The sequence below is a fragment of the Photobacterium ganghwense genome, assembly GCF_003025595.1.
Classification (GTDB): Bacteria; Pseudomonadota; Gammaproteobacteria; order Enterobacterales; family Vibrionaceae; genus Photobacterium; species Photobacterium ganghwense.
This window is the reverse complement of record NZ_PYMI01000001.1, coordinates 802,054-823,173: the sequence shown is the minus strand read 5'-3', so window position 1 is coordinate 823,173 and position 21,120 is coordinate 802,054. Positions and strand designations below refer to the sequence as shown.

General features: G+C 50.9%; 14 protein-coding genes. 12 read left to right on the top strand and 2 right to left on the bottom strand.

Translation table 11 applies throughout. From position 1 onward, the window contains the following. Positions 1–145: 145 nt before the first annotated feature. Positions 146–1,285 carry a UDP-N-acetylglucosamine--undecaprenyl-phosphate N-acetylglucosaminephosphotransferase gene (wecA, locus tag C9I92_RS03560; RefSeq protein ID WP_047883776.1) on the bottom strand — a complete coding sequence of 380 codons (1,140 nt, stop codon included), beginning with the start codon at positions 1,283–1,285 and terminating at the stop codon, positions 146–148. Positions 1,286–1,574: 289 nt separating this feature from the next. Here wecA and C9I92_RS03550 point away from each other — a divergent pair, with 289 nt between their 5' ends. The 3 genes from C9I92_RS03550 to C9I92_RS03540 all read left to right on the top strand — a co-directional run bounded on the left by C9I92_RS03550 (position 1,575) and on the right by C9I92_RS03540 (position 5,157). Beyond that, entirely contained in the window at positions 1,575–2,981 is a 1,407-nt protein-coding gene (locus C9I92_RS03550) for an MBL fold metallo-hydrolase (RefSeq protein ID WP_047883774.1), read from the top strand. 323 nt (positions 2,982–3,304) lie between these two features. After that, positions 3,305–4,471, top strand: a complete 1,167-nt coding sequence (locus C9I92_RS03545; protein ID WP_047883773.1) for a nucleotide sugar dehydrogenase — start codon at positions 3,305–3,307, stop codon at positions 4,469–4,471. Positions 4,472–4,782: 311 nt separating this feature from the next. Further along, positions 4,783–5,157: a hypothetical protein gene (locus C9I92_RS03540; RefSeq protein ID WP_047883772.1), complete on the top strand. Its 375-nt coding sequence runs from the start codon at positions 4,783–4,785 to the stop codon at positions 5,155–5,157. Positions 5,158–5,304: 147 nt separating this feature from the next. On the opposite strand, the gene mnmC is transcribed toward C9I92_RS03540, so the two are convergent. Further along, positions 5,305–7,326: a bifunctional tRNA (5-methylaminomethyl-2-thiouridine)(34)-methyltransferase MnmC2/FAD-dependent 5-carboxymethylaminomethyl-2-thiouridine(34) oxidoreductase MnmC1 gene (mnmC, locus tag C9I92_RS03535; protein ID WP_107193823.1), complete on the bottom strand. Its 2,022-nt coding sequence runs from the start codon at positions 7,324–7,326 to the stop codon at positions 5,305–5,307. A gap of 222 nt (positions 7,327–7,548) precedes the next feature. On the opposite strand from mnmC, the gene fabB reads away from it, so the two are divergent. The 9 genes from fabB (at position 7,549) to cvpA (ending at position 21,015) form a co-directional block, all read left to right on the top strand. After that, the gene (gene fabB, locus C9I92_RS03530) at positions 7,549–8,763 is read left to right on the top strand and encodes a beta-ketoacyl-ACP synthase I (RefSeq protein ID WP_047883770.1); all 1,215 of its coding nucleotides are present in this window, start codon (positions 7,549–7,551) and stop codon (positions 8,761–8,763) included. A 507-nt stretch (positions 8,764–9,270) separates the two neighbouring features. Beyond that, the gene (locus C9I92_RS03525; RefSeq protein WP_047887541.1) at positions 9,271–10,443 is read left to right on the top strand and encodes a 4-phosphoerythronate dehydrogenase; all 1,173 of its coding nucleotides are present in this window, start codon (positions 9,271–9,273) and stop codon (positions 10,441–10,443) included. Next, positions 10,440–11,453 (top strand): aspartate-semialdehyde dehydrogenase, encoded by a 1,014-nt coding sequence (locus C9I92_RS03520; protein WP_047887542.1) that lies wholly within the window; start codon positions 10,440–10,442, stop codon positions 11,451–11,453. Before C9I92_RS03525 ends, C9I92_RS03520 begins: the two co-directional genes overlap by 4 nt. A 287-nt stretch (positions 11,454–11,740) precedes the next feature. Beyond that, positions 11,741–16,123, top strand: a complete 4,383-nt coding sequence (locus tag C9I92_RS03515) for a FimV/HubP family polar landmark protein (protein ID WP_047887543.1) — start codon at positions 11,741–11,743, stop codon at positions 16,121–16,123. 312 nt (positions 16,124–16,435) lie between these two features. Next, positions 16,436–17,221, top strand: a complete 786-nt coding sequence (gene truA / locus C9I92_RS03510; protein WP_047887544.1) for a tRNA pseudouridine(38-40) synthase TruA — start codon at positions 16,436–16,438, stop codon at positions 17,219–17,221. Between the two features lie 204 nt (positions 17,222–17,425). Then, a complete protein-coding gene (accD, locus tag C9I92_RS03505; RefSeq protein WP_047887545.1) occupies positions 17,426–18,358 on the top strand; it encodes an acetyl-CoA carboxylase, carboxyltransferase subunit beta in 933 nt (310 codons plus the stop codon). Positions 18,359–18,543: 185 nt separating this feature from the next. Continuing rightward, complete coding sequence (gene folC / locus C9I92_RS03500; protein WP_047887546.1) at positions 18,544–19,818, top strand: bifunctional tetrahydrofolate synthase/dihydrofolate synthase; 1,275 nt, start codon at positions 18,544–18,546, stop codon at positions 19,816–19,818. Positions 19,819–19,820: 2 nt separating this feature from the next. Further along, positions 19,821–20,459 carry a cell division protein DedD gene (gene dedD, locus C9I92_RS03495; protein WP_047887547.1) on the top strand — a complete coding sequence of 213 codons (639 nt, stop codon included), beginning with the start codon at positions 19,821–19,823 and terminating at the stop codon, positions 20,457–20,459. Positions 20,460–20,523: 64 nt separating this feature from the next. Beyond that, on the top strand, positions 20,524–21,015 hold the full coding sequence (cvpA, locus tag C9I92_RS03490; RefSeq protein WP_047887580.1) for a colicin V production protein: 492 nt from the start codon (positions 20,524–20,526) through the stop codon (positions 21,013–21,015). The last annotated feature ends 105 nt before the right edge of the window (positions 21,016–21,120 follow it).

Sequence of the window (21,120 nt, the reverse complement as noted above, 5' to 3'; positions counted from 1 at the left end):
TCAGTATAGTCAGAAAGTTGGCACTGTGTGAATAAATGCATAGTTATATGTCATTTATGTGATAAAACGGGGTCAATTCATGAAAATAGGTCATTGGCAAAGGTGCAAATAATGAGATCTATGTAATGCTTTACATGTTGCTTGGCTATAGTTTGTAAATGAGTCGATATGCTTTTCGCAGGTTGTATTTAATCTGGAAAATATACTGAGTAATTAGAAAGTAGAATAGGAACACAACCATAAATATGACCAATTGTATTTCTTCTGAAATACCATTTACTTCAAAGTAAATACCCAAAATGGCTAGTATTGCTCCGATACTACAAATAAGTAGCGAAGTGAGCTGTGCATTTAGCCCTAGCCGAAGCAGAGTATGATGGAGATGGGTTCGGTCAGGCAGAAAAGGCGAAGATCCTCGACGTGTGCGTTGAACCATAACGGCAACCATATCCATCAAGGGTATAGCAATAATCCAAAGTGCGGTGACGGGTTTCAGAATGGCATCAATTTCAGTCGAGATAGTGTCAGCCGAGATAGTGTTAGCCGAGATAGTGTTAAAGTAAACGGAAGCTGAGTAATCCAGCGGCTGACTGCTGAGGATAAGGAGCCATACCAGGATAAAGCCCAGCAAAGTGCTACCGGCATCTCCCATAAACACTTTGTGTTTAGGGCGACAAAATATGCCCGTGTTGAGCAGAAGAAAGGGCACAGTCGCAACGACGATAATTGAGCAGAGGAAAACCATTTCACTTACGTCATGGATATAAAACAGATAACCTAGTGCGGTAAAACAGACAATAGTCATCCCCCCTAGCAGCCCGTCGACACCATCAATCATATTGAACGCATTGATCCCGCCAACGATAGCCAGCAAACTGATGATAGTGCTTTGAGAGTGAGACAGAACTACTTTTTCAGATCCTGTCAGGGAACCGAGCTCTGTAATGCGGCAATCACCATAATTTACCATCACATATGCCACACCACATTGAATCAATAATCGCAGTTTTACCTCAACGTTGTACTTATCGTCAGCTAATCCTGTAACAAAAAGAATACAGGCGCATGCCAGTACCGTATGCAGTTCAGGAATAGAAATGGGGTGTATCAACAGTGCAATAAGTAGAGTGAGAAAAATTGAAGCCCCACCACAAAGAGGTGGAGTGCCGGAATGCAGTTTTCTTGCTGATGGAATATCAACCCATTGGAGTCTTAGCGCAATTTTTCTAAAAATCAGCAAGTTGCACAGTGCGATGGCAAAAATAAAAAAGGGCAAAACGTCCATAACGACCTACAGGTGAACTATGGCGTTGCCTGACACATATGCTCTTAGTGTCATTCAACTGCTCAATAGAATTTTTATTGTTAATTTTGTTATTATTGTCACTATAGCCAAAGTTTTGACATTTTGGCTTTCATTTTTATGCCTGCAAATATTTAAAATGTGCGAAGAAGTAATATTCTGATTTTTAACGATACTTATTTCGTGAAGTGCATCGTGTAACCTTTTCTTCCGTATGTTGTTTTGGTGTGCGTTTGTCATTATTTCCTCATATTTATAAGAGGGTTGAACCGTGCAAATCATTCATCATGGTGCTTATTCTGGGGTAACCGGTTCCTGCCATGAATTGAGGGTAGGGAACTACGGCTTACTGGTGGATTGCGGAATTTTTCAGGGCGAGGAGGCGACTCGTTCTCTGGATATTGATTTCCCTATCAGTCATATCCGTGCGCTGTTGCTGACGCATTGCCACATTGACCATATCGGGCGCATTCCCTGGTTGCTTGCTGCCGGATTTCGCGGTCATATTTATGCCACAGAAGCCACAGCTGCGTTGCTACCGTTGATGTTGGATGACAGCTTAAAAATTCAGCTGAATCTGAACCAGGAACAACGGGCCCAATTTATTAATCTGGTATCTTCATTGCTGAGACCAGTCCCGTTTGATTGCCGAGCATCAATAACATTTCCTGACGGTGAAAAACTCACTGCTGTATTCCGTCAGGCTGGGCATATCCTGGGTTCTGCTTACATTGAAATGACCCTTACTGATGGACATGTGGTGGTGTTTTCAGGAGATTTAGGTCCCTCTAATACGCCTTTGCTTGTTGACCCATGTCCGCCTAATCGTGCCGATACCCTTGTGCTTGAAACAACCTATGGGAACCGCCGGCATGATCGTATTCAGGACAGGTCACACCGTTTGGCGGCGGTCATTGAACGGTCATTAAAAGATGGTGGGGCGATTATTATTCCTGCTTTCAGTGTCGGCCGCACGCAAGAGTTGTTGTTTGATATTGAAGCGATATTGAGTGAGCTGACTCAACATCAGAAAGCCAATGGGCTTCCGCCTGTAGACTGGTCGCGTCTGCCTGTCATTCTTGATTCACCACTGGCAGATAAAGTGACGGAACAATACACGCTGTTTCAGCGCTTATGGGCAAAAGAAGCCAAAGAGAAGGTGATGCTGGGGCGACATCCCATGTCGTTCCGTCAGTTTGTCACCATCGATTCTCATGACGAGCATGAAGCCTTGGTAAACCGGCTGAAACAAAGCGGTGAGCCTGCGATAGTGATTGCGGCCAGTGGGATGTGCACTGGCGGCAGAGTCGTTAACTATCTTGAAGCGCTGCTGCCGGATTCCCGGACTGATGTCGTACTCGTCGGTTACCAGGCCAAAGGTACGCTGGGTAAAACATTGTTGTCCGGCGTCGAATCAGTCGAGATCAACAAACAGCAGGTGCCCGTTAATGCATCTGTTCATGAGTTATCAGGGTATTCAGCCCATGCTGATCAGAAAGATTTACTGGCGTTTGTGACAGCCATGGAGACGCCGCCCTCCGTCATCAGACTGGTGCATGGTGATGCGGATGCTCAGCACGCTCTGGCTGATGAACTCAGGCCATTGTTACCTGGCTGTGACATCATCATTACCGCTGATACGACGGAAAAAGCAAGCCATACCGCTGTCATCTCTTGATGATATGCTGGAGGTGCCGGTCTGTTTTAGTATTGGTTTTTGACTTGATTTTTTGACACCAGGTATCAAATGAAGGTGGAATTGGGTGTCGCCGGATTTTGTTGCTTTCTTAAGGCCTTGAAACATACAAAGCCATCGGTATTTCCGTGTTTAAATCATATATTTCGCTACTTTTGATTGTGCTGCGGCAATAAGCGTTGTTATTTCTTTGCGGTTATTGACATACTTTGTCGAGCTATAGAATAAAGTTTCCTATAATGATTTGTGAATTATTGATTTTTCAGCTTTCTTGGCTGTCATCTTTGTGAGTTTGGATGAGTACAATGAAAATTACTGTTGCGGGTACAGGGTATGTAGGCCTTTCCAATGCTGTGCTGCTGGCACAGCATAACGACGTGACGGCACTGGATATCGTGCAGGAAAAAGTCGATCTGATTAACCGTTCGGTGTCGCCAATTGAAGACAAGGAAATTTCAGAGTATCTGTCGACGAAACCACTGAAGTTGACAGCGACGACAGATAAACAACTTGCGTACCAAGGGGCGGATTTTGTCATCATTGCGACCCCGACGGATTACGATCCGGTCACTAACTACTTTAATACCTCATCGGTTGAAGCTGTCATCCGTGATGTAATGGCGATCAATCCGGATGCGGTGATGGTCATCAAATCGACGGTGCCGGTTGGTTATACTCAGCGGGTGAAAACGGAGCTTGGGGCAGAAAACGTCATCTTTTCGCCTGAGTTTTTACGAGAAGGGCGTGCGCTGTACGACAATCTTTATCCTTCCCGAATCATTGTCGGTGAACGTTCTGAGCGTGCTGAAACATTTGCGGGTTTACTGGTACAGGGTGCCATTAAAACGGATATCCCGGTATTGTTTACCGATTCTACTGAAGCGGAAGCGGTAAAACTGTTCTCCAATACCTATCTGGCAATGCGCGTTGCTTATTTCAATGAGTTGGATTCTTACGCCGAAGCGCATGGGCTAGACAGCCGTCAGATTATTGAAGGGGTCGGGCTCGATCCACGTATTGGCAACCACTACAACAACCCGTCGTTTGGTTATGGTGGTTACTGCTTGCCAAAAGATACCAAGCAGCTGCTGGCGAACTATTCCAAGGTGCCAAACAACATTATCGGTGCCATTGTGGAAGCTAATCGTACCCGTAAAGATTTCATCGCCGATTCCATTCTCGCCAAGCGACCAAAAGTGGTTGGGGTCTACCGCCTCATCATGAAGGCCGGATCGGATAATTTCCGCGCTTCGTCTATTCAGGGCATCATGAAGCGGATCAAAGCGAAAGGGATTCCGGTGGTCGTGTATGAACCGGTCTTGAAAGAAGGCGAATTCTTTAACTCGGAAGTGATCACCGATCTGGCCGAGTTCAAGCAACGTGCTGATGTGATTGTGTCTAACCGCATGGCGGAAGAGCTGGAGGATGTGGCGGATAAGGTCTACACCCGGGATTTATTTGGTTCTGACTGAATCTATGAGCGGTGAGTCGTTGAGCCTTGAGACTCTGCTCTGGGTCTGAATAAGCACGGCTCAATCGATACCCTGAGCAACCCGTGTTTCTTTTCTTCTGACGGAAAGATAAACACGGGTTATTTTTTTGTGATTTTAAAAGTCTTTTGTTTTCTTGGCGTGCAAAGAAATCCCGCTTGAGTTTGACGGGGATTTCTCATTATTGAGCCGTGAAAGTGCGTCAGGACAAGGGATTTGAGCGGCTGAACCTGTTATCCCATCTATACTTACTGTCATATCAATAAAGCAATAAGTGTTGTTTGGGGATGTCTATGAAATGCTCAATTATTGCGATGATCGCATCAGGCATACTGAGTCTGTCAGCTCTTGCGGCGGATGTTTCGCCGGGAACCTCTACGTATGGATCCGCCAGTGCCACGCCGCCGAGAACAGCACCGCCTGCGCCTACGTCAGCTTCAACGACGTCGAGTTCTGCCACCTCAAGCCAATCTGTGACGACGAGTCAATCAGCGGCGAGTTCCAGTGGTAAGGCCGCTGGCATTGATACGGCACTGGCCGCTTCGGCGGGGGGCATTACCGCGACGGTACTGGCGGTTGGTGCTGCGGCGGTAGTCATCGGGGTCGCCTTGTCTGACAGTGGAGGCGGTGATGATCCGGCTCCACCGGTAACGGTGCAGGCGGAGTAACCTGACGCATTCCCAGTGCTGGGCCGATTGGTTGAAAATCAGGTATAAACCGGTAAAAAAAGCGAGAGGCAATGCTTCTCGCTTTTTTGGTTTGGGCGACAGTCAGCTGTGATAACGGCTCAGTAGGCTTAGTTCAATCAACCTAACTCAGTCCACTTTCTTGCCTTTGACCAGCTTTCTGACCCACATCCGTCCCGGGTGCAGGGCTTCCAGCACGCTGTTAGGCAGCGGTAATGGGTCGCCACAAATTTGTGATGCCAGCACTTCGCCCAGTAGCGGTGAAGAACTTAACCCGCGCGATCCCAGACCTACCATGGCATACAGGTTCGGGTAGACCGGGACGGCTTCCGCGCAATCCTGTTTCTCTCTCAGGTCGGCGTATTGGCTGAGCACATCGTCATAGCGACAGACATCGCCCACGAAGGGCAAATGGTCACGGCTGGCGCAACGTACGCCAACCCGGGCGTTATCGTCTGACATATCAATCGCAGTTGGCCAGTCAGCTTCCGGTAGGCAGTCAACCAGTCGCTGTTTGTTGTCGGCATGTTCTTCGGCAGAGAATGTCAGATCCGTGCTGCCACGGCGGTAACTGGCGCCGATGCAGTGGTTATCATCGTGAGCCGGGGTCAGATAGCCGTCATAGCACAGCACCGTTTTCAGCTTACCCAGTGACGGATTTGTCGGTACATGACTGACTTGTCCCCGCACTGAATAGGCTGGAATGGCCTGGGTCTGGGCAAACTCAGCAAATCGATGACCGTTTGCGACGATGACACACTGATGCTCATAGCGGTGGTTGTGCTGGTCGGTCAATGTCCAGCGCTCATTGTCAGCGTCGAATGTCAGATCCTGAATGTCCGTTTCCGGTTTCAAGGTTAACAATCCGGAGGCTTCTGCTTGATTCAACAGGGCGCGGGTCAAAGCCTGCGGGCACAGCCAGCCTCCTAACGGATAATGAACACTGCGATGACCGCTTGGTACGCCGGTAACCCGCGCCGTTTCCTCTTCGTCCAGTGCACGAATCAGCTCGGTTGGGAAGCCGCCACTGATCATCTTATCGAGTTTGTCGGTGGCATTGTCATTCCATGCCAGCTGAGTGACGCCACACCAGCTGTGGGGAAAGGCCATTTCCGTGGCCGCCTGTTCGACAAACTGGCGGGCATACAGGAAAGCCGGTGCAAAGAAGCGCGACAGGTCGTCGTTCGAACCATTGAGCAACGGATAAACCGCCCCCTGACGGTTGCCAGATGCGCCTTCCGCAGGAAGTGCTTCGGCGCAGTACAGTGTGGTGTGAATACCGCGACGGGCAAGCGCAATCGCCGTGGTGGCGGAGCCGATTCCACCGCCGATAATGGCAATATCCAGACTGCCTGAATCCCGATTAGCGGATGCCGCGCGACGGGCAAACCACGGTTTGGTATTACCGCGGTATTTACGTTCAGAAACCTTACCGGCCAGCATGTCACGTTTGGTGCCAAAGCCTTTGACTTTTTGCATGTCAAAACCGGCGTCGTTCAGGCCGCGGCGAACAAAACCGGCAGCGGTAAACGTCGCCGTAGTACAGCCAACCCGAGCCAGTTTGGCCATGCCGTCAAACAGATTCTGGTTCCACATCTCCGGGTTTTTGCTTGGCGCAAAGCCATCAAGGAACCAGGCATCGACGATACCTTCATCATTCGTCCATACTTGAGGCATACAGTCTTTGATATCGCCGAACCACAGATCCAGCGTGATCATGCCGTCTTCCAGAACGATTCGGTGGCAGTCGGCAACAGCTGGTGGATAGTGGACGTGAAGCTGCTTAGCCAAGTCAGCCAGCTCGGGCCAGGACTGGTGCGCTTTTATTAGGTCGTCGCGGGTGACCGGGAACTTCTCAAAGCTGATGAAATGCATCTCTTTGAGAGTGGCATTAGGGTTCGCTTGTCGAAAAGCCTTGAACCACTGCCAGGCGGCCAGAAAGTTCAGCCCGGTGCCGAAGCCGGTTTCAGCGATTACAAAGCGGCGACGGTCGAATTCCGTCCAGCGCTCAGGCAGGCCGTTTTGTCGGAGAAAGACGTAACGGGTTTCTTCCAGGCCATTTGCATTGGAAAAATAGACATCATCAAAGTCGTTAGAGACCGGGGTACCGGCGTCGTTCCAGTCCAGTACCGCATTTTCGATGCGTGGCACGGATGAGACTGATGTTTTTGCTGTGTCAGACAAGGGAGAAACCTCATGGTTGGTCAAACAGGTGATAACGCGCCTGATGGTAAATTGAGCTGGCGAATCAGCACCTTTTGGGTGAATCGGGTCAAATTGTCGGTGATTGTACCCGATCAAGAGGAAAGCTGACCACTTTTGGCAATTAAACCCGCTATTATCGTCAGCGTTAAATGACAGTAGGAATTCATCATGAAACGAGCCGTAATTACAGGCATGGGTATTGTATCCAGCATTGGTAACAACGTTAAGGAAGTGCTGGAGTCTTTGAAAACGGGTAAATCCGGTATTAATTTCTCCGAACAGTTCGCAGAGATGAAACTGCGCAGCAATGTTTGGGGCGACTTGAAAATGAACCCGTCAGAGCATATCGACCGTAAAAAAATGCGTTTCATGGGCGATGCCGCAGCCTTTGCGTATCTGTCTATGGAGCAAGCGATTGAAGATGCTGGCCTGACAGAAGACCAGGTATCGAATGACCGTACCGGTTTGGTTGCAGGTTCTGGTGGCGCTTCGTCTCAAAATCAGGTTGCTGCGGTGGACATTCTGCGCGAAAAAGGCGTGAAGCGTGTTGGCCCTTACATGGTGCCACGTACCATGTCTTCCACAGTTTCGGCTTGTCTGGCGACGCCATTCAAGATCCGTGGTGTGAACTACACCATGAGTTCAGCGTGTGCAACATCGGCACACTGTATCGGTCACGCCCTGGAGCTGATCCAACTGGGTAAACAAGACATCGTTTTTGCCGGTGGCGGTGAAGAGCTGGACTGGACCCTGACCATGATGTTTGACGCCATGGGTGCCCTGTCGACTAAATACAACGACGACCCAAGCAAAGCATCCCGTACTTACGATGCAGACCGTGACGGTTTTGTTATCTCTGGTGGCGGCGGCATGCTGGTGGTTGAAGAGCTGGAGCATGCTCTGGCGCGTGGTGCCAAAATTTACGGCGAAATCGTCGGTTACGGCGCGACCTCCGATGGCTACGATATGGTTGCGCCATCTGGCGAAGGTGCGGTGCGTTGTATGAAGATGGCCATGGCGGATCTGGATGCCCCGGTTGACTACATCAACACTCACGGTACTTCTACCCCAGTAGGCGACGTGAAAGAACTGGGTGCGATTCAGGAACTGTTTGGTTCAAACAGCCCGGCGATTTCTGCGACTAAAGCCATGACGGGTCACGCCCTGGGTGCGGCTGGTGTGCATGAGGCGATCTACTCGACGCTGATGTTGAATCACGGCTTTATCGCACCAAGCATCAACATTGATAACCTGGATCCGGCTGCAGAAGGCCTGGATATCGTGACGGAAACCCGCGAGCAGGAACTGAAGACCGTTATGTCTAACAGCTTTGGCTTTGGCGGTACGAACGCGACACTGGTGATCAAAAAATACGAAGGCTGAGTAGCCTGAGAAATATCGGGGAGGCGCATGATGTCATGTGCCTTTTCGAAAATGAATCAGTGCAATAAAAGGATTTTTCCAGGAGACGGCACTGGCGAGCGGCTTAACTGACAGGCTTTTGCGGAGACTGAATCATGTAAAGCGAATGCTTGCCAGTGCCTGAAACAGACGCGACATCAGAACAAGGCATGGTATGTTCTTTTGCGGGGGCTGTCTATGATCTATTCTGGTGTTTTAAACCTGGATATTTGCCCGACAGGCTATTGTCGGGCTTTTTTGTTTGTATCACTGTTACCGATCGTAACCCGTTCTTCTTCTCTCTGTTCATCGTTTTCCGGGTACTACCGCTTGACACGCCTGCCACGTTTTTGAATTATCTCGACACTCGACACTCGACACTCGACACTCGACACTCGACACTCGACACTCGACACTCGACACTCGACACTCGACACTCGACACTCGACACTCGACACTCGACACACCGAATAACACTAGGATCGATTCATGAAAATCCTCATAGACGAGAACATGCCTTACGCCGAAGCGCTTTTCAGCGACTTGGGTGAGGTGATCAGCAAGCCGGGACGCACCATGACCGCGGAGGATCTGGTGGATGTAGATGCCCTGATGATCCGCTCTGTCACCAAAGTGAATGAAGCGTTGCTGGCAAAGGCCAATAAACTGAAATTTGTCGGTACAGCCACTGCGGGTCAGGATCATGTTAATGATGCGCTGCTGGCAGACCGGGGGATTTTCTTCACGGCGGCACCGGGCTGTAACAAAGTGGGTGTGGCTGAATATGTGCTGAGCAGCCTGATGGTGCTGGGGCAGCAACAAGGCTTCTCTCTGTTCGACAAAACCGTCGGAATTATCGGCGCCGGTAATGTCGGTAGTTATCTGGCCAAGTGCCTGGATGCACTGGGAGTTCGCTATCTGCTTAATGACCCGCTGAAAGCGGAGCAGGGTGATCCCCGATCGTTTCATAGTATCGAAGAGCTGCAGGCGCAGTGTGATGTCATCACGACGCACACCCCCATTACCCGGGAAGGCCGTTACCCGACTCATCATCTGGTGGATGAGGCATTTCTTGCTGCGCTGAAGCCGGGAGCGATTCTGATTAATGCTGCCCGCGGACCTGTAGTTGATAATCAGGCCCTGAAACGCGCGCTGCAAGCCAGCCAGATCGGTGAAGGCAAGCATCTCACAGCAGTATTGGATGTGTTTGAGCACGAACCGCAGGTCGATCTGGACTTGCTGCCGCTGCTGGCATTTGCTACCCCGCATGTCGCCGGGTATGGCCTGGAAGGAAAAGCGCGTGGCACAACCATGGTGTACAACAGCTTTTGCGAGTTTCTGGGTGTCGACAAGCAAGTGGAAGCGGCGAGCCTGTTGCCGACCGCTCCGGTTCCGTATGTGACCCTGAGCGGCAAATGGGATGAGCCAACGTTATTCAGCCTGACTCAGCTTGTCTATGATGTGCGTCGTGATGATGGCCTTTTCCGTCGTGAAATGTGCGCCACGCAAGCCGGAAGTCCTGAAATGGCATCCGCTTTTGACAGAATGCGTAAAAATTACTGGGATCGACGGGAATACAGTGCGATTACAGTAGCGGGCGAGCCCCATTTTGGGTTAGAGTCGCTGGCTGATTTAGGTTTTACAGTAGAGGAAAGGCCATGAGCCAGGAATTTGATATCGCGGTATTGGGTGCGACCGGTGCTGTCGGTGAAACCATTGTTGAAGTTCTTGAGGAACGCAAATTCCCTGTTCGCAATCTCTATTTGCTTGCCTCTGAGCGCAGCGCGGGTAAAACCGTGCGCTTCAAAGGCAAAAATGTACGTGTGACCAATGTTGAAGACTTTGACTGGGGACAGGTGCAACTTGCTATTTTCTCTGCCGGTGCGGAAGCGTCAGACTATTGGGCACCGATTGCGGCTGACCAAGGTGTGGTTGTAATCGACAATACCTCCCGCTTCCGTTATGACTACGATATTCCACTGGTGGTGCCGGAAGTCAACCCGCACGCCCTGGCGGATTACCGTAACCGCAATATTATCGCCAACCCGAACTGCTCGACGATCCAGATGCTGGTGGCGCTAAAGCCTATCCATGATGCGTACGGTATTGAGCGCATTAACGTTGCGACTTACCAGTCCGTTTCCGGCACGGGTAAGAAAGGCGTCGATGAGCTGGCTGGCCAGACGGCACGCCTGCTAAACGGTCTGCCGGCGGAAAACAAAGTATACGACAAGCAGATCGCGTTTAACTGCCTGCCGCATATCGACCAGTTTATGGATAACGGCTACACCAAAGAAGAAATGAAAATGGTGTGGGAAACCCAGAAAATCCTGGGTGATGAAACCATCCGTGTTAACCCGACCTGTGTTCGAGTGCCGGTGTTTTACGGCCATGCTGAGGCCGTGCACGTGGAAACCCGTCAGCCGGTCAATGTGGAAGAAGCGCTTCACCTGCTGGAAAACGCTGAAGGTATCGAACTGTTCCACGGCAATGACTACCCGACGCAGGTTAGCGATGCGACTGGCAAAGATCACGTCATGGTGGCCCGTGTCCGTGAAGATATCAGCCATCCTTGCGGCCTGAACATGTGGGTTGTTGCCGATAACGTGCGAAAAGGCGCGGCGACGAACAGTGTCCAGATTGCAGAAAAGCTGATCGAAGAATACCTGTAAGTCAGGTTTACTCACGGGGAAGTATTCCTCGTCGTGATTACGCATTGTGATGCATTTTTGTTAAGAGTCCATGCCAGGCGGCATGGACTTTTTTATTGGCTGAACATACTGATACCAGAAACATTCCTGAACCTTGCTCACAAACTCGCTCTTTAGTTTCAGGGGCGTAGGCCGATAATCATTATTCTTGTATCATTAACCAGAGAAACCAGGTGAGCCACTCCAGGTGCCTGATTTGTGATTATTTCTGCCAGCGAGGACAACAGGCAGTGACTGAGAAAGTGAAGATGATAAAACGCCTTATAATTCCGGTGCTTTTCTCCGCAACCGCCATTCATTTACCGGTACAGGCGAATACCATTCGCATTATTGGCCCGTCATCTGAAGATCAGCCTGCTGCCCAAACCACGGTATCCCAACCGGTTTCAAGTCAGGCAGCGCGTTCTGTACATCGTTACGGGCCGACAACAAATCAGGAAACGCTGTGGTCAATTGCGTCCCGTTACCGGCCGAATGATCAGGTATCCATTTATCAGGTGATTGGGGCGTTCTATAGCCAGAATCCGCAGGCCTTTGAAAACGGAAATCTTCACCGTCTGATTCCGGGCAGTATCCTCGCTGTACCGACTCATCAGCAAATGCGTCAGGAAAACACTGACCGTGTCAAGCAACGCCTGGAAACGGATAAGCGGACAGCTCAGCGTACGTCGACACCGTCGCCAGCCCAGACTTCGTCTGTTCAAACAACCTCAGTTCAAACCAGGTCTGCCCAGACACCTCAGGTTCAGACCACAACGGCTCAGCCTAAGCCGCAACCTAAACCAACGCCAAAGTCGGCTCAGCAGTCGAACCCTGCGCCAAAGGTTGTGGCAACCCCGATCGCTCCTCAGCCAGCAGTGACAGAAGCCACCACGCCTCAATCGTCGTCGGCTGTGGACACACAAGAAGCACAGCAAACAGCAGCGCAAGCACTGATTCCGTCTAAACCAACGGCGCTTCAGGCACAGTTGCAAGCATCTGATGAGCAAGTTGCGAAGCTGATGGAAAGCAACCACCTGCTGCGTGTCAGGCTGGCTGAAATGCAGCATGAAGTTGCGGCAATGAAAGAGCAGATCACACAGGACGAGGCGCTTCGCAGCGAAATCAAAGGCTTTATTGAGCAGCAGCGCCATCAGGTGCAGAACGTTCAGCCTGCGACACCGGAGCCTAACTGGTTCGATCGTATGATCGACAATCCGTGGGCGCTGGCGGCAATGGGGTTGATTCCTGGCGGGCTTATCGCGGCGCTGCTGGCGTATTTCCTGCTCGGTCGTCGTAAAGAAGAAGAGCAGGACGAGAGCTCTTCAAATAACACCCCAGATGCGTCTGACCCGGTGATGGCGCCACCTCTGGCTGCCATTGAGGACGAAAAACCGGTGGCGGATCCGGAGGAAGAGCACGACCCGATTAATGACTTGTTCGGTGATGACAGCTTATTTGATGATCCGGAAGACAGCCTGTTTGCCGCAGAGGATAAAGCTGCAAAATCGGTGGAAGACAGCTTTAACAACGACAACGATCTGGATTTTGAATCGAGCCTTGCCGCCAGCAGCATTTCTGTGAAAGGGGATGATGAAGCCATTGGCCTGCAGGACATGGAGCGAGCGCTGGATGAACTAGATCAGAAAGCGGACAGTAGCTCAGATGAAGCTCTTGCAGCAATGTGGGAGCAATCGCTGCGATCCGATGACGATGATGAAGACAGCTTTGATCTCTCTCTGGACACCGACGACAACAGTGACGAATTGTTGAATCAGTCAATGCTGGACGATCTGCTGGAAGATGCTGACTCAGTGGCAGAACAAAACAGTGCGACGCTCCGTGCCGATAAAGATGATGTTATCAATCAGGATGATCTGGATGCACTGTTTGCCGGGTTTAGCAGTGATGCTGATCTTGCGGATACCAGCCTGGCCAACATTGATACTGAGAGTAAAGCCGCCCAAGAAGACGCTATTTTCACTCTGGCAGAGGAAGAAAAGCAGCAGTCTGCCATTGATCAGGCGCTGGCAGATGCAGAATTACTGACGGCCACGGCTCAGGACGATATTGATGATTTGCTGGACGCTAACAGTGTGTCACTGCTCGATGAGTTGGTCGAGGATGAAGATGACGGGCTGTCTGCCGACATTGAACTGGAAGAAGACAGTACCGCACTGCTGGATGAACTGATCGATAACGAGGATCCGCTCGACGTACCGGATATTGAACTGGATGAAAACAGCACCGCGCTGCTGGATGAACTGATTGATGGCCCTGTTCCTGAGCTGGACATTGATGATGAAGAAGCCTGGCTGGATCAGGAACTGGCCGCTCTGGCCGATTCTCAATCCGATGATTGGGCGCACGAGAACAGCGCAGCCGAACTCAATGCAACTGAGTCGGAATTACTGTTTGAGCCGGAACTTGAACCGGAAGCTAAGAAGTCCGACGGTTTTGCGCCGGAATCTGACACGGCTGAACCTGTAGCTATTGAATCCGTTGCTGTAGAACCTGAAGCCGATGACATTAAAGAAGAGACGCAAGCGGTAACTGGCGCTGATGAAGATGGCGCGGATCAAGGAATCGCCGATGATGAAGCTGTTTATGCTGAAAGCGTTGATGCTAAAGATGCCGTCCGTCAAAAAGACGCAGATGTTCAAGATGTAGATAGTGAAGGTCTCGCTCATAAAGGTCTGGATATTCAAGGTTTGGATCTTGACGGTTTAGCCGCTCAAGAGACTGCGACGAATGACGTAGATTCGAACGCGTTGCCGGATGAACAGCTTTCTTCGAGTTTGCCGCAATCAGATCTGTCTCAATCACATATGTCTCAGCCGCATACGGTCGAAACAAAGGCGTTTGAGCAGGATCTGGCAGACATTGAAGCGCTGCTGGACAGTTCTGTAGCGAGCGAGACAGCAGGGGCTGACGTTGAAACTTTAGGCCAAACTGTCGATCAGCTGCTTGAGTCTCTGGATGAGCAGGAAGCGATGGACATCGCAGAGCGTGCTGCTGATGAACCTGTGCTTACCGGCGATGACTACGATGCCTTCCCGATTTTCGATGAAGAAACAGCCCTGGCTGACGTAGAGCAGCAGGCTCTGGCGTCTGATGAACCTGGCCGGAAGTCTGAAGCACCTGCTGCCTTTGGCACCACTGAACCGTTGAATCTGGATGATTTGCCAGAGTTTGACGAAGAAGCCGCGTGGAATGATCCGGAAGCTGAAACAGAGTTGCTGGCAACCCCGGATATCAGTGATGAAGAAGAGCAGGCCGTACTCGATAATATCGTGCGTCAGCTGCAGCAAGCTGCGGAAGCGGTTGAGCCCGCGGCACATCAGCAACCGCAACCAGAGATTGCCAAAGAGGTTACCGCTGACGTAACGGAAGAGGCCACGGCTGCGATTGTTGGCTCTGAAGCGGCAGAAAAATTATCAGAACGTCTGGAAGAGTCGTACTCTATCCATGGTCGTCAGGATATTGAGTTTGAAACGCTGGATCCGGCGTCACTGCCTGAGTTTGGTGAAGATGACGCATTGCAGGCTTCGTTTGATGAGCAGCATGAGCTGGAGCAATTCGAGCTGGAAAGCGGTTTGCGGGATATCACTCAGACGGCCACCGAGTTGTCGCATGACACAGTGATGCGGGATCCGGGGGCTGAAGAAGCAATGGCGGTGTCAGGAAAGGCTCAAACCGCATCGGCGATGCCTCCGCTCGATGAAGAGCTGGTCGATACCGCTGGTCTTGATATGGATGCTTTGCTGTTTGACCCGTTGGCGGAAGCACATAATGTGGCGCAGCCCGCTGCGATGATGTCAGAAAAAGCCGACGCCAGTTCTGCTCAGGAACATCAGCCAGCACCTGACTCAGGAATGAGGGCTGAAAGCCAGCCAGATGTTAGCCTCGCGGATGTGGCCCAACCTGATACTCACATTACTCTGCCAGAGGCCAGTGAAGCCGAGTTGGAACGTGAGCAGCTGTTTGCCGATTTTGCCGCAGATACCACGGTCGATAACGTTGAACCGGACTGGAACGAAGAAGATCAAGCTATTTGGACGGCGAGTAATCCGGATCCTGAGCTGGAAAGCGAAGATTGGGGTGTGCAGCCGCCAATGGATGATCAGGATGTGGCAGCGTTTGATGAAACCACACTGCTGGATGATGACGAAGCATCGCTTCTGATTTCTGAATCCGAAGCGTTGGCCGCAAGCTGGGGAGAAAGCGAAGCGGACAGCGAACTGGTCTCTGAACCATCAGATTCTGCAGGGCAAGAACCGGAGTCTCAGTCTGCCGCGAATGGAGTAAACACGGTCAGCGAAAACGACGCAGCGTCTTTCAACCGTCAGGGCTATATCAGCATTGATGAATTGATGAAAGATCTGGATATCGCGGAGTCGGAAGCTGATTTGGATGATGCACCGCTGAACCTTGAGGTGGGACTGGACGAATTCCCGGATGTTCTGGCGAATGTTGGCGATTATGATGTCGACAGTGGTGGCGAATACGCCAGCAAACTGGATCTGGCGAAAGCTTATCTGGAAATGAACGATCAGGAAGGGGCGATGGGGCTGCTGGAGGAAATCGCAGTCCGTGCTGACAGCGCGCTGCAGCAGGAAGCCAAAGCCCTACTGGCTCGCATTTCGGCCTGACAGCATACTCTGCCAGAAACGATGTAAGACATTGAATAATCTGCAAACGGGCTCTGCAAGACAGAGCCCGTTTTTTTATTGTTGAGGCGTCCGATACTGATGGGGCCAGCCCGTTGCCGTGCAGGGGCTGTTTTTTATCTGTGGCCGTCTCTGTGGCCGCTACATTGCGCCTTAGGGCTGAATGGATGGGCTGTATTCGCGACGTTAATTGTAATCGGCTGTATCTCGCCCCTCGCTACATAGCGGTTTTTTCCCTATAATCCCTCCCTTTGTAACACCGGCTGAGAGCCGTCCGACAGAACGAAGTAAATTATGCGAATTGCGTTAGGTATTGAATACGACGGAGCAAAATACTACGGCTGGCAGCGCCAGCGCGAAGTAGACAGTGTTCAGGAGCGTTTGGAAAAGGCGCTGAGTAAAATTGCCAACCACCCGATTGAAGTACAGTGTGCCGGACGGACGGATGCCGGGGTGCATGGCACCGGACAAGTGGTACATTTTGATACCAATGTAAACCGTAAGCTGGTGGCCTGGAGCATGGGAGCAAATGCCCACTTGCCGGGAGACATTGCGGTTCGTTGGGCAAAGGAGGTCAATGACGATTTCCATGCCCGATTCAGTGCGACGGCGCGACGTTACCGCTATATTATTTACAACCATGCATTGCGTCCTGCAATTCTGGGCAAGGGTGTCAGCCATTACCATGGTGAGCTGGACGAAAAACTGATGCACGAGGCCGGTCAGTATCTGCTCGGTGAAAATGATTTCACCTCTTTTCGCGCCGTGCATTGTCAGTCATTAAGCCCATGGCGAAACCTGATGCATCTCAACGTCAGCCGACAGGGCAACTTTGTGATTATTGACATTAAAGCCAATGCATTTGTCCACCATATGGTACGTAACATTACCGGCAGCCTGATCAAAGTCGGCAAAGGTGAAGAAAAACCTGAGTGGATCAAATGGCTGCTGGAACAAAAAGATCGTACCTTGGCAGGGGCAACAGCAAAGGCGGAAGGTCTTTATCTGGTTGATGTCGATTATCCGGCGGAGTTTGAGTTGCCACGAGCACCGATTGGTCCGCTATTTCTGCCGGATTAATCACAAAAAGGTTGCAACAGGGCGTCAACAGCCTTGGGGTGGGTGTGTCGGAGTCAACTTGTAATACCAGTTTTTTATCTACAGACTGACAAGTTTATGCTTTAATTCCACCTCGGAAATTTAACGAATTTGTAATTCTCTGCCGCATTGGCTTATGGTATATCACCTGATTGGCAGGGAAATTAAGAACATAAAAGGTCATTCATGAGCTGGCTGGAAAAGATCCTTACAAAAAGCAATATTGTTTCTTCCCGCAAAGCGTCTATCCCTGAAGGGGTATGGACCAAATGTACTTCTTGCGAACAAGTGCTTTATCACGCTGATCTGGAGCGTAACCTCGACGTATGCCCGAAGTGTGACCACCACATGCGCATGAAGGCGCGTAAGCGTCTGGAAACCTTCCTCGATACAGAAGGCCAGGAAGAAATTGCGGCGGAGCTGGAGCCAAAAGACAAGCTGAAGTTCCGTGACTCGAAGAAATATAAAGATCGTCTATCTGCCGCGCAGAAGAGTAGCGGTGAGAAAGACGCTCTGATCGCCATGAAAGGAACACTGCTGGGCCAGCCACTGGTCGCCTGTGCATTTGAATTCTCCTTCATGGGTGGTTCGATGGGTTCTGTCGTTGGTGCGAAATTTGTGCGTGCGGTTGACGAAGCCATTGCAAACAACTGTGCACTAGTGTGTTTCTCTGCCAGTGGCGGTGCCCGCATGCAGGAAGCCCTGATGTCTCTGATGCAAATGGCGAAAACCAGTGCTGCACTGGAGCGTTTGTCATCAAAAGGTTTGCCGTTCATTTCTGTACTGACTGACCCGACGATGGGCGGTGTATCAGCAAGTCTGGCGATGCTGGGTGATATCAATATTGGTGAGCCTAAAGCACTGATTGGTTTTGCCGGCCAGCGTGTTATCGAGCAAACGGTACGCGAAAAGCTGCCTGAAGGCTTCCAGCGTAGTGAGTTCCTGCTGGAACACGGTGCCATTGACATGATTGTTGACCGTCGTGAAATGCGCCAGCGTATCGGTGGCATGGTGGCTAAACTCACTAATGCAGAATCACCGATGGTGGTGCCGGTCATTGCTCCTGTCATCGAAGTGGCAGAAGAAGAGCCGAAACCAGCGGAAGGCTCTCAAGAGTAATTCTGAGCACCCTTTTTCTTTGTTGGTTGACAACGTATATTCAAACGGGGCGAATGCCCCGTTTGTTGTATCTGTACGGACATTTACGGGCTTTTCTTCCCCGATGTCGGTTCAGCAGTTTGGCATCTGCGCATAAGGTGTTAAATTAGAGCCCATATTTTTGGTTTGACTGAACATAAAGAAGAATGTCCGGATTGACAGCACCTCTAGCAACCTCTCCTTTAGCCGAATGGCTTTCTTATCTCGAAAAGCTCCATACCAGTGCGATTGATCTGGGATTAGACCGGGTGCAGGCCGTCGCGCAAAAAGCGGCGCTGACGAAACCGGCTAACCGGGTGATCACGGTCGCCGGGACCAATGGCAAAGGCTCAACCTGCGCCATTCTGGAATCCATTCTCCTTAAAGCCGGTTACTCGGTCGGCGTATACAGCTCGCCGCATCTGGTTCGTTACAACGAACGCGTGTGTATTAACGGCAGCGAACTGCCGGATGCAGCCCACAGCGAGGCGTTTGCTTTTGTTGAGCAGCAGCGTGGCGATATCAGCCTCAGCCTATTTGAGTTCGGCACACTGGCCGCTTTACGGTTGTTCCAGACCAACAAGGTTGACGTTGTGGTTCTGGAAGTCGGGCTGGGAGGTCGTCTGGATGCCACCAATATCGCAGAACATGATGTCTCTGTGATCACTAGTCTTGCCGTTGATCACGTTGACTGGCTGGGCGATGACATCAATGTGATTGGTTATGAAAAAGCCGGCATTTTCCGGAGCGGAAAACCGGCGATTTGTGGCCAGCCTAATCCACCGGCGACGGTTCCGGCGCATGCTGACGACATTGGAGCCAAGCTGTATCAGGTGGGCTACCAGTTTGACTACGCGCTGACAGAGGACAGCTGGACGTGGCACAGCGGCGGATTTACGCTGGAAAACCTGCCGGTTCCGTCACTGCCGTTACCCAATGCCGCCACCGCGCTGATGGCCCTTGCTGTTGCTGAGCTGGATATTGCTGACCAACACATTGTCGAAGGGCTGGCGAGTGCGTCTCTGCCGGGCCGTATGCAGCGAGTGGGCGAGCACCCATTGATCATTATGGATGTGGCACATAACCCGCATTCTGCAGAGTACTTTGCCCGTCAACTGACGGTGATCAAGCAAAAAGAAGCGAAAGGGCGTATTCACGCTGTGGTTGCTATGCTGCATGACAAAGACATTGCGTCTACGGTTGCTGAAATGAAAGGGGTGGTTGATTGCTGGTATCCGGCATCACTGACGGGACCTCGCGCGGCTTCGGCGTCTGAGATTCTGGCTCATCTACCGGCAGAGACGGTGGGCTTCGATTCACCGGAAGCGGCTTATGACAAAGCATTGACAGAGGCGGAGCCTCAGGATGTGGTAATTGTATTTGGCTCCTTTTACACTGTCGGACAGATTTCCAGTCACATAGAAGTAAACAAACAGGAGTGATTGTGGCAAGTAAATTTCAGAGCCGCCTGATAGGCACTATTATCCTTGTTGCTATTGGCGTTATCTTCCTGCCGGATTTGTTTGACGGCAAAAAGCAACATTATCAGGAGCAGTTTGCCAGCATTCCTCTGCAACCTGAGATGAGCGAGGAGGTAGAGTTTGAAACCATACCTGAACCGGAATTCGCAGACGTTTCTCTGCCGGATGAGCCGGTGACCGTTGTGATTGACGATGGGGAAGCGGCGGTTGAAGTTTCTCAAGCAAAACCGGAAGCCAGACCGGCCGTAAAAACTGAGGCACCAAAGGTAACGGAGAAGGTAACGGCTAAGGTCGCAGAGCAACCGGTAAAGGTGGCACCCGTGCCGGAGACGGCACCGCAAGTGGGTAACCAGGACAGCGGCTGGGTCGTTCAGCTCGGTGTGTTCCGCAATTTTGATAACGCCCATTCGCTGGTAGGCCGTTTACGTGAAGCCGGTTTTCAGGCGCATGTTTTCCCGAAACAGCCTAAGAAGGGCGATTTGGCTCGGGTCGTAGTGGGGCCTGATGTCTCGAAAGAGAAGTTATCCGGCCAGCTCAATGAGTTAGAAAATTTAACCGGATTAAAAGGTCGATTGCTCAGATTTAATCCACTAAACCCTTAGGAAAACGTTTGCGTTAGCATTTTTTCTGTTAGAATACGCTCCAACAAGAAGAATACAATAAATGATGATCTGGATTGATTACGTAATTTTAGGCGTAATTGGCTTCTCTGCTCTGGTCAGTTTGATCCGAGGGTTTGTGAAAGAAGCCTTATCGCTCGTGATTTGGTTTGCAGCCTTTTTTGTCGCGAGTAACTTTTATACCCAGCTGGCTGCCTACTTCACCAACATTCAGGATGAAATGTTGCGTAACGGTAGCGCTATCGCCGCCCTGTTTATTGCCACGTTGATTGTCGGCGCGGTCGTCAACTACGTGATCGGCCAACTGGTTCAGAAAACCGGCCTGTCCGGAACTGATCGGGTACTGGGTATTGTGTTTGGTGGGGTACGCGGCGTTTTGATTGTTGCTGCGATACTGTTTTTCATTGACGCCTTCACCGGGTTTGCTAAGGCTGACTGGATGCAACAGTCACAGTTGATCCCTCAGTTCAAAGTCGTCATTGAATGGTTCTTCAGTTACCTCAAGGACACATCAAGCTTTTTACCAGGCGCTATCTGACAGCGTCTGGTCCAAGATTAGGGATCAGATTGGCAAAGGCCACTGATAGTTACAAGGACACAGGTTTCAGCGGGGATCCGGCAGGCGCGGGATACCCGCTGAAAT